We start from the raw sequence: 10,902 nt of genomic DNA, 5'->3' as shown, positions 1-10,902 counted from the left end.
CGCCGGTCACACTAGGAGCGGCGCCGCGCACGGGTCAACGTTTTACCGCTCGTCCTTTCGGCCAGAATCCCGGCCGTACCGAAGTACAGGTCAGGTCCCGACCTGCGGGCGGCGACGTGCGGGGCTTTCCCGGCCTAGCGTGAAGGCCGAACAATTTCGCGTGGCATCGACGGTGAGGTTTGAGACTATGCGCGTCCTCGGCTACAGCGGGCTGAACGGCGGACTGGAATTCAAGCGGGAGGCTTTCCCCGGGCTCGATCCCCGGCTGCACAGGTTCGCCCAGGGCTACGACTCGGCGGCGGCCCTGGTGATCGACGGCGAGGTGGTGGCCGCCGCCGCGGAGGAGCGGTTCACCGGGGAGAAGACCACCGGGTCGTTCCCCGTCAACGCGATCGAGTACTGCCTGGCGCAGGCCGGTCTGGGGCCCGACGACATCGACGTCCTGGCGCACGGCTTCGCCTACGGGGAGCCGACCGGCAGCTTCGAGAGCCCCTACTCCTCGGCCAGGTTCCGCGAGGTGTACTCGACGCAGTCGCAGCTCGCACTGGCCGAGAAGTTCCTGCCCGGCCGGCCCTGGGGCGAGCGCTTCCGGCCCGTCCCGCACCACCTGGCCCACGCCGCCAGCACCTTCTACCCCAGCGGGTTCGAGGATTCGCTGATCGTGGTGAGCGACGGGATGGGCGAGTCGGAGAGCCTCACCGTCGCGGTCGGCAGGGGCGAGTCCATCGAGGTGCTCCAGACCATCCCGGCCATGCACTCGGTCGGGATCCTCTACAGCCTGGTCACCCACCACCTCGGCTTCGTCCCCTTCATGGACGAGTACAAGGTGATGGGCCTCGCGCCCTACGGCGACCCGCAGCGCTACTACGACCGCTTCGCCGCCATGGTGCGGCTGCGGGAGGACGGCACGTACACCGTCCCCGTGCTGGCCCGGGACCGCACGGCCTTCGAGCACGAGACCCACGAGGGCGTCCTGCGCGAGCTGGCGGCCGTGCTCGGCCCCGCCCGGCTGCCGGGGCAGCCCTCGACCCAGGACCACGCCGACATCGCCGCGGGCCTGCAGGCGATCACCGAGCAGGCGATGCTGCACGTCCTGCGCGCGGCCCGCGAGCGCACCGGCCTGAGCCGGCTCTGCCTGGCCGGCGGTGTCGCGCTGAACTGCACGCTCAACGGCCTCGTGTCGCGCAGCCGTCTGTTCGACGACATCTTCGTCCAGCCGGCCTCCAGCGACGACGGCACGGCGATCGGCGCGGCGCTCGCGGCGGACGCCGCCGCGTCCTCCCGGGCCGGCCGGATGTCCATGCCGTACTGGGGGCCCGGGTTCTCGGACGAGGAGCTGGCGGCGGCGGCCGGCGAGCCGGAGGGCTGCACCGTCGAGGAGTGCGCCACCGACGCCGACCTCGCCGAGCGTGTCTCGGAGCTCCTGGCCGACGGCCGCATCACCGCGTGGGTCCAGGGCCGGATGGAGTTCGGCCCCCGCGCGCTCGGCAACCGCAGCATCATCGCCGACCCCCGGACCGAGGCCATGCGCGACCGCCTGAACGAGGTGGTCAAGGAGCGCGAGAGCTTCCGGCCGTTCGCGCCGGTGGTCCGCGTCCAGGACGCCGGCGAGTACTTCGAGATCGCCCCCGGCACCGAAGACCGGTACGCCCACATGCTGTTCGTGACGCAGACCCGCGCCGAGCACCGCGAGAACCTCGGCGCGGTGACCCACGTCGACGGCAGCGCCCGCGTCCAGGTGCTCCACCCTGAGAGCAACCCGCGGTTCTTCGAGCTGATCGGCGCCTTCGGCCGCCGCACCGGCACCCCGGTGGTGCTGAACACCTCCTTCAACCTGCGCGGCCAGCCGGTCATCGCGACCCCGCAGGAGGCCCTGCGCACCTTCCTGCGCTCGAAGCTGGACGTCCTCGTCCTCGGCCGCACCCTCATCATCAAGGACGCCAAGGAGTCGATCGCCGATGTCGGCTAGCCTCATCCAGCCCCGGCAGCCGGCCGCCCACGCGACCCTGCCGCCCGACCGGCCGCGGCCGCCGGTGCCACAGTTCCGGCGCGCGACGGTGAGCGTCGACGGCGCCGCCTTCGCCGAGTGCCTCGCGGAGGTCTCGACCCGGTACGGGATCGAGACGCAGACGGTGGCGGTCGCCGCAGTCGCCGCCGCCCTGGCCGCCCGCCACCACCACGGCCGCACCGTGCTCGCGGTCGGCACGCTCCTCGGGCCGGCCCGACTCCTCGACATCGAGGTCGACCTCGGCGGCCGGGCCGCCGCGACGGTGACCCTCGGCCGGCTGGACGCCGAGCTCGACATCGAACTCGAAGCCGGGCAGGAGCCCGCCGGGCGCTCCGGCGTCGCGGTGCTGTTCGGGCGCCCGGCCGAGGAATGGCGGGGCGTCGAACCCCAGCTCGCCGACCGGGACCTCGTGCTCAGCCTCGACCCGGACCGCAAGGAGGCCCGCTGCGAGTTCGACCGCGACCTCTATGACCCCGCCGGTGTGACGGCCTTCTGCGAGGACGTCCGGCAGGTGCTGGTCGCGCTCCGGGACTCGCCGGACCTGCCCGTACTCGACGTCGAGGAGAACGCGGGCCCGGACACGGCGGAGGCCCTCCCGGCGACGCCCGGCACCCCCGAACTGACCGCCACCGAGGACCTCCTGGCCGGCGTCTGGGCCGAGGTACTGGACGTCTCCCCCGCCGGGATCGACGCCGGCTCCGACTTCTTCGCCCTGGGCGGGCACTCTCTGCTGGCCGCCCGGGTCGCCATGCGGGTGGGCACCGTCTTCGGCGTCGAGGTCACCGTGGAGGACCTCTTCCACCACCCCACGCTGTCCGCGCTCGCCGACTGGATCGACCGGGCCTCGCCCGCGACGGTGCGGCCGATCCCGACGGCACCGTCCGGCGGCGCCCACCCGCTCAGCTCCGCGCAGACCGGGATCTGGCTCGCCGAACAGCTCAACCCGGGCGCGGCGCAGTACAACTTCCCGCTGTACTGGCGGCTGCGCGGCACGGTGGACCCGGAGGCGCTGCGGCGGGCCCTGGACGAGCTGGTGCGGCGTCACGAGGCGCTGCGGCTGCGGATCACGGAGTCGGACGGCGGCCCCGTCCAGACCGTCGCCCCGGTCTCGGCGGCCCCCTTCGAGACCGTCGAGCTGTCCGGACCCGACGAGGCGGCCCTCGCCGCGCTGGTCGAGCACACCGTCAACGCGCCCTTCGACCTGGCCGAGAACGCGCTGCGCGCGGTGCTCGTGCGCCTCGCCGCCGACGACTGGGCCTTCGTCCTCGTCGTCCACCACATCGTCTGCGACCAGTGGTCGCTGACCCACCTCGTCGACGAGCTCGGCACGCTGTACGCCGGCCGGGCGACCGCGCCGGACGACGGGCCGCACACGGGCTACCTGGACTACGCGGCCTGGCACCGGGGTGTGCTGGCCGAGCGGCTGCCCGCGCTGCAGGACCACTGGCGGGAGAGCGTCGTCGGCGCCCCTGAGGTGGACCTGACGGCACTGCACCTCGACGACGCCGACGCCGGCCCCGGCCTGCGCGGCGGCTGCCACCGCTTCGAGATACCCGCCGGGCTGCTCGGCGAAGTCGAGGCCCTCGGCCGGCGCAGCGGCACGACCCCGTTCATGGTGCTCTACGCCGCGTTCCTCGGGCTGCTCCACCGCTACTCGGGCCAGCACGACCTCACCGTCGGCACCTCCGTCGCCGGCCGCAGCCACCCGCAACTCGAAGCGCTGGTCGGCTCGTTCGTCAATCTCGTGCAGCTGCGCACCGGGCTGGCCGACGGACTCCCGTTCCACGAGCTCCTGGACCGCGCCCGGACCACCGTCATCGACGCCTATGTGCACCAGGACTACCCGCTGGAAACCGCCCTGCGGGAGCGGCGGATCCACGGCGCCCAGGGCTCGCCGCTGACCTCGGTCATCTTCGAGCTGCTGAACGTCGACCCGGTGCGGCTCACGATCCCGGGCGCCACGGCCGAGGAGGTGCCCGTCCGGGTCCGCTCGGCGAAGTTCGGGCTGATGGTGACGCTGGAGTCCACCACGTCGGGGACCATCGGCAACGTCGAGTACCAGGCCGACCGCTACGACGCCGCGCGCATCGCCCGGTTCGTCGAGCACTACCTGTCGCTCCTCGCGGCCGTGGTGCGGGATCCGGAGCTGCGGGCCGAGCAGTGGCTGCCCGCCGGGGAGCCGGTCGCGCCGGACCAGGCCGCCGTGGACCCCGGGGCCGTTCCCCGCCAGGAGCAGGCGGCCGCCGAACCGGCCCCGGCCTCCGGCCGGCGCGCCGCCCTCGAAACCGTCCTGGCCGACATCTGGGCCGACGAGCTCGGCGTGGACGCCATCGGCGCCGACCAGGACTTCTTCGCGCTCGGCGGCTACTCGCTGACCGCGACGCGGATCGTGGCGCGGCTGCGGCGCGAGCTGTCCGTCACGGTGCCGCTGCGCGTCCTGCTCGTCGACGGGACGGTCGCCGCGCTGGCGGCGTACATCGAAGCGCACGAGCCCGACCTCTCGGGCCTGCACAGGACCGTCAGGGTCATCCGGCTGGCGCGGGCGGACGTGCACCGGCAGCGGCAGACCGCCGATCAGGAAAGGAGTTGAGCGTCATGACCCACTCGCTACCCGTCTCGCCGACGCAGCACAGCATCTGGCTGGCCGAGCAGGTCAACCCGGGGCAGCCGGTCTACAACGTGCCGGCCGCGCTGCACCTGCGGGGCGAGCTGTCCCCGAACGGGCTGCGGGACGCCGTCGAGGCGCTCGTCCGCCGCCACCGCGCGCTGCGGACGAGATTCGCGTCCGTCACCGGCCTCCCCCGCCGGACCGTCCTCGACCACACCGACATCCCCGTCCGCGAGCTCCGGCTGCCCGACGAGGCGGCGGCCCGGCAGGCCATGGCCGAGGAGATCGCGCGTCCCTTCGCCGTCGCCACCGACGCCCTGCTGCGGGTGTCCGTCATCCGGTACGCCGAGGACGAGTGCTTCCTGCTGCTGGTGTCCCACCACCTCGTGAGCGACGGCTGGTCGGTGAACGTCCTGCTGGAGGAGCTCGCCGCCCACTACCGGGCCGGCGCGGACTCCGCGCCCGTGCCCGACGAGGTGCCGCAGGAGCCCGAGCTCCAGCCGGTGGACGCCGCCACGGCCGAGGAGAACCTCGCCTTCTGGGAGCGGACGCTGCGCGACGCCCCCGGGGCGACGGAGCTGCTCGGTTCCGGACGCCGGGCGACGGCCCGCAGCAACCAGGGCATGACGTCCCGGTTCACCCTGCCCGACTCCCTCTCCGCCGCCGTCCGCGCGTTCGGCCGGACCCACCGGGTGAGCCCCGCCATGACGCTCCTCGCCGGGTTCGCCGCGCTGCTCACCCGCTACTCCGGGCAGCAGGACCTCGTCATCGGGACGTCGCTGGCGGGCCGGGACGATCCGCGGACGGACCGGCTGGTGGACTGCCTGGTCAAGGTGGTCCCGCTGCGGATCACCGCCGACCCGGGTACCGGCTTCGCCGGGCTGCTCGGCACCACCCGGGACGCGTTCATCGACGCCCTGGAGCACCAGGACGTCGCCCTGGAGGACCTCGCCCGGCGGCTCGGCACCGACCGGGACGGCTCGCCGCTGTTCCGGATCCTGTTCGGCTATGCCCGCGGGCACGCGGCACCGCGGATGCCGGGACTGGAGACCGCGCACGTCCCGGTGAACACCGCGACCGCCAAGTTCGACCTCACCTGGAACGTCAACGACGACGGCGAGCGGATCGAGATCGAGGTCGAGCACCGGACCGAGCTGATCGACGCGGAGCTGGTCGGGCGCCTGGTGGGGCACTGGCGCCGGCTGCTCGGGACGCTCCTGGCCGAGCCGGACGCGCTCGTGGCGCGGGCCGAACTGCTGTCGGCCGAGGAGCGGGCGGAGCTCGTCGGGACGGCTCCGGCACCGCGGGTGCGGTCGTCGGCGATGGAGCGGTTCGCCGCGCAGGTGGCGGCGGCCGGTGACCGCGTCGCGGTCACCGACGGCACGGGCGCACAGCTGACCTACCGCCGGCTCGACGAGCGCGCGGCCCGGCTCGCCGCCCTGCTCGCCGGGGCCGGGGTCAACCGCGGCGACCGCATCGGGCTCTGCCTCAGCCGCACCACCGACATGGTCGCCGCCGTCCTCGCCGCCTGGCGGCTCGGCGCCGCCTACGTCCCCGTCGACCCCGACAACCCCACGGGCCGGATCGAGTACGTCCTCGACGACGCCCGGGTCCCGCTCGTCCTCGCCGACCCCGACACCACCGGACGGGTCCCGGACGGCCCCTGGCGCACGCTCGTCACCACCCAGGCGACGGACGCCGTCCACACCGGATCCGTCGACCCGCAGGCCGGCGACGTCGCCTACGTCATCTACACCTCGGGCTCCACCGGCAGGCCGAAGGGCGTCGAGGTCACCCACGGCAACCTCGCCACGCTGCTGGACGCCGGCGCGGAGACCATCGGCCTGCGCGACACCGACGTCTGGTCGCTGTTCCACTCCTTCGCCTTCGACCTCTCGGTCTGGGAGATCTGGGGCGCCCTCGCCTACGGCGGGCGCGTGGTGGTCGTCCCGCGCGACGTGACGCGCGACCCCGCGGCCCTCCTCGACCTGCTGGTCCGCGAACGCGTCACCGTCCTGAACCAGACGCCGTCCGCGTTCCGCCAGCTGGTGACCGAGGAGGAGCGCCACCCGCAGGACGACCTGAGCCTGCGCCTGGTCGTGTTCGGCGGCGAGGCGCTCGACCTGGCCTCGGTCCGCACCTGGTGGCGCCGCCACACGCCCGACCGCCCCGTCCTCGTCAACATGTACGGCATCACCGAGACCACCGTCCACGTCACCTGGCAGGTCCTGGACGAGGAGCGGATCGAGACCAGCAGCAGCCCGATCGGCCGCGCCCTTCCGGGCTACCGGGCGCTCGTCCTGGACGGCCACGGCGAACCGGTGCCGGTCGGCGTGCAGGGCGAACTGTACGTCGGCGGCGACGCCGTGGCCCGGGGCTACCTCGGACGCCCGGACCTCACCGCCCAGCGCTTCGTCCCCGACCCGTTCACCGACGTGCCCGGCGCCCGCCTGTACCGCAGCGGCGACCTCGCCCGCTGGACCGCCACCGGCGACCTCGAATACCTCGGCCGCAACGACGACCAGGTCAAGGTCCGCGGCTTCCGCATCGAACTCGGCGAAGTGGCGGCCGCGATCGGCCGGCACCCGTCCGTCCAGGGCGTCTCCGTGGTCGTCCGCGAGGACACCCCCGGCGACCGGCAGCTCGTCGCCTACGCGGCCTGCCCGGACGGCACGGACTCCCGCGAGCTGCGCGACTTCGCCGCCGTCCACCTGCCCGCCTACATGGTCCCCTCCGCGATCGTGGCCCTGGAGACGCTGCCGCTGACCCGGAACGGGAAGATCGACCGCGCCGCCCTGCCCGCACCGGAGTTCTCCGGCGACGCCGCCGCCTACGTGGCTCCGCGCACCCCGGCCGAGGAGATCCTCTCCGAGATCTGGGCCGAGATCCTCCAGGTCGAGAAGGTCGGCACGGACGACGGCTTCTTCGACCTCGGCGGCGACTCCATCCGCGCCGTGCAGGTGGCCGCACTCGCCCGCGGGCGCGGGCTCGGCATCGCCGTCGCCCAGATCTACGAGCACCGCACCCTCGCCGGCCTCGCCGCCGCCGCCGACACGGCCGGCGACCGAGCGCCCACCAAGCCGTTCGAGCTTCTCTCCGCCGCCGACCGGGCCCGGATCGGCGACGGCCCCGAGTCCGACCTCGACGACGCCTACCCCATGACGGCGCTCCAGGTCGGGATGATCTACCACATGGCGTCCGACCTCCGGGTGCTCCCGTACGTCAATGCGGCGAGCTACCGCCTGCCGTACCGGTTCGACGAGGAGGCGTTCCGCCGCTCCGTCCGGGCCGTGATCGCCCGGCACCCCGTTCTGCGGACCGGATTCGACCTGACGAGCTTCGCCGAACCGCTGCAACTCGTCTACCGCGAGGCCGACTTGCCCGTCATCGTCGAGGACCTTCGGGCGCTGGCGCCGGCGGACCAGGACCGGGCCGTCGACGAGCTGATGGAGCGGGAGCGCCGCCGCCCGTTCGACGTGGAGCGGCCGCCGATGCTGCGCCTCGCCGTTCAGGTGCTCACCGACGACAGCTTCCAGTGGACGCTGGTCGAGCACCACTCCATCCTCGACGGCTGGAGCCTGTGGTCGACGATCACCGAGATCCTCCTGCACTACACCCGGCTCCTGGACGGCGCGGGCCTGGCGCAACTCCCGCCCCCGGCCTCGGCCTACCGCGACTTCGTCGCCCTGGAGCAGCACGCGTCGGCCTCGCCCGAGGCCCGGCGGTTCTGGTCCGAGACGCTCGCCGGGCACACCCTGCCGGAGCTCCCCGCGCTCGCCGAGCAGGCGCCCCGGCCCGCCGGACCGGCACTGCGCGGCGACGGCGCCAGCGGCGTGGTCGACGGGTACGGCTGGCGCGACGCGCACCTTCCGGCCGACCTGGGCCCGCGGGTCGGGGCGCTCGCCAAGCGCCTCGGCGTGCCGGAGAAGACCGTCCTCCTCGCGGCGCACCTCCAGGTGATCGCGGCGCAGACCGGCCTCGACGACGTCTGCTGCGGGGTCACGCTCAACGGCCGGCTGGAGGAGGCCGGCGGGACGGACGCCCGCGGGCTGTTCCTCAACACCGTCCCGTTCCGGCTCCCAGTGGGCGGCGGGCGCCGGTCCGACCTGGTCCGCCGGGTCTTCGAGGCGGAGGCCCGGATCCTGCCCCACCGCCGGATGCCGCTCGCCCGGATCCGGCAGCTCGCCGGCGGGCGCGACCTGTTCACCACGAACTTCACCTTCAACAACTTCCACGTCATGCGCGACACCATGGGCGACGGCGAACACGCGGACCTGCTCAGCGGCCTGGGCGAACTGACCGCCAGCCGCCGGGTGGAGCCGGCCGACGTCCCGCTCACCGTCACGTTCTTCCGCAACCCGCTGACGGACGGCCTGCAGCTGTGCATCGACTACGACGCCAACCGGCTGACCCCGGCCCAGGTCGACGAGATCGCCGAACAGCACGTCCGGGCCGTCGAGTCGCTGGTCACCGACCCGGAGGGCGAGCTCGCCGGACCGGTCGCGGCCTCGGCCGGGCCGCGCACCGCGGCCGTCGCGCCGCAGGGCGTCCTGGAGCGGTTCGCGGCGCAGGTGGCGGCGAACGGTGACGGCATCGCCGTCGCCGACGCGGCGGGCGGACAGCTGACCTACCGCCGGCTCGACAAGCGCGCGGCCCGGCTCGCCGCCCTGCTCGCCGGGGCCGGAGTGGGCCGCGGCGACCGCGTCGGACTCTGCCTCGACCGCTCCGTCGACCTGGTCGCCGCCGTCCTCGCCGTGTGGCGCCTCGGCGCCGCCTACGTCCCGCTCGACCCCGACTACCCCGCGAGCCGGATCGAGTTCGTCCTCAAGGACGCGGACGTCCCGCTCGTCCTCACCGACCCCGGCACCGCCGGCCGCCTCCCGGACGGCCCCTGGCGCACGCTCGACACCACCCAGGCGACGGACGCCGTCCACACCGGGTCCGTCCGCCCGGAGGCCGCCGAACTCGCCTACGTCATCTACACCTCGGGCTCCACCGGCACGCCCAAGGGGGTCGAGGTCGAGTGGCGGTCGCTGGACAACCTGGTGGCCGTCACGGACGAGGTCATGGCCCTGCGCCCCGACGACCGGCTTCTCCAGTTCGCGTCGCTGAGCTTCGACGTGTCCGTCGCGGACCTCGTGTCCGCCCTCACCACCGGCGCCACCTTCGTCGTCTCCCCCGGCGGGGCCGACCGCGTCGGCGAGGGGCTGGTCGCGGCGATCCGCGCGCACCGGCCGACCGTCATCTCGATGCCGCCGAGCGTCCTGGCCGGCCTGGAACCGGGCGACCTGCCCGCGCTGCGCCGGGTCGTCGTCGCGGGCGAGGCGCTCCCGGCGCCGCTGGCCGCGCGCTGGGCCGCGGCGGCCGAGCTGGTCAACGCCTACGGCCCGACCGAGGCCACCGTCTACGCGACCGCCCACCGCTGCGCCGCGGACGGCGACGTCCTGATCGGCCGGGCCGTCCCCGGCGCCGTCGCCCACGTCCTGGACGGAACGGGCCGGCCGGTGCCGCCCGGGGCCCGCGGGGAGCTCTGCATCGGCGGCGCCGGTGTGGCCCGCGGGTACCTGGGACGGCCGGGCCTGACCGCCGAGCGCTTCGTCCCCGACCCGTCCGGCGACGTGCCCGGGGCACGCCTGTACCGGACCGGCGACGTGGCCCGGTGGACGGCCACCGGCGAACTCGAGTACCTGGGGCGCACCGACGACCAGGTGAAGATCCGCGGCCTGCGGATCGAGCTCGGCGAGGTCGAGTCGCACCTGCGGGCGCACCCCGGGGTCGCCGCCGGCGCCGCCGCCGCGCTCGGCGAGGGCGCGGAGCGCCGGCTGGTGGGGTACGTCGTCCCGGCCGCCTCCGCCGCGGTCTCGGCCGACGACGTGCGCGCCTGGCTGGGCCGCCGGCTGCCGGCCTACATGGTGCCCTCGGCGGTGGTGGTGCTGGACGCGCTGCCGCTGTCGCCGAGCGGCAAGGTGGACCGCGCCGCGCTGCCGGCGCCCGTCCGCTCCGCCGCCGACCCGGCCGGGCACGTGGCGCCGCGGACCTCGCTGGAGGAGACCCTGGCCCGGGTGTGGGCGGAGATCCTCAAGGTGGAGCGCGTCGGCGCGGAGGACGACTTCTTCGACCTCGGCGGCGACTCCATCCGGGCCGTGCAGATCGCCTTCCGGATCAAGCGCGAACTCGGTGTCCCGCTCAAGCCGGTCGACGTCCAGCTCCACCCCACGGTCGCGGAACTCGCGCACCACCTGTCGGCCTGACGATCCGTCAAGACCCGTGCAAGAAACACCATTTG

Annotated in this window: 3 protein-coding genes; all 3 read left to right on the top strand. The window is 74.3% G+C overall.

Annotated elements, in window-relative coordinates; genetic code table 11:
* Positions 1–187: 187 nt before the first annotated feature.
* Genes ACZ6NC_RS31960 through ACZ6NC_RS31950 form a run of 3 tightly spaced genes read left to right on the top strand, consistent with a single transcriptional unit; the run spans position 188 to position 10,867 of the window.
* Complete coding sequence (locus tag ACZ6NC_RS31960) at positions 188–1,969, top strand: carbamoyltransferase family protein (protein ID WP_465737344.1); 1,782 nt, start codon at positions 188–190, stop codon at positions 1,967–1,969.
* Entirely contained in the window at positions 1,959–4,598 is a 2,640-nt protein-coding gene (locus tag ACZ6NC_RS31955) for a condensation domain-containing protein (protein WP_465737343.1), read from the top strand. The genes ACZ6NC_RS31960 and ACZ6NC_RS31955 overlap by 11 nt, the downstream gene beginning before the upstream one ends.
* A gap of 5 nt (positions 4,599–4,603) precedes the next feature.
* Positions 4,604–10,867: an amino acid adenylation domain-containing protein gene (locus ACZ6NC_RS31950; RefSeq protein ID WP_465737342.1), complete on the top strand. Its 6,264-nt coding sequence runs from the start codon at positions 4,604–4,606 to the stop codon at positions 10,865–10,867.
* The last annotated feature ends 35 nt before the right edge of the window (positions 10,868–10,902 follow it).

The organism is Kitasatospora sp. NPDC041988 (assembly GCF_055588525.1).
This window is presented reverse-complemented; position numbering and strand designations above follow the sequence as displayed.

Excerpts from the sequence above, each read along its gene's own strand:
- ACZ6NC_RS31960 (WP_465737344.1), top strand. The coding sequence starts at position 188 with ATGCGCGTCCTCGGCTACAGCGGGCTGAACGGCGGACTGGAATTCAAG.
- ACZ6NC_RS31955 (WP_465737343.1), top strand. The coding sequence starts at position 1,959 with ATGTCGGCTAGCCTCATCCAGCCCCGGCAGCCGGCCGCCCACGCGACC.
- ACZ6NC_RS31950 (WP_465737342.1), top strand. The coding sequence starts at position 4,604 with ATGACCCACTCGCTACCCGTCTCGCCGACGCAGCACAGCATCTGGCTG.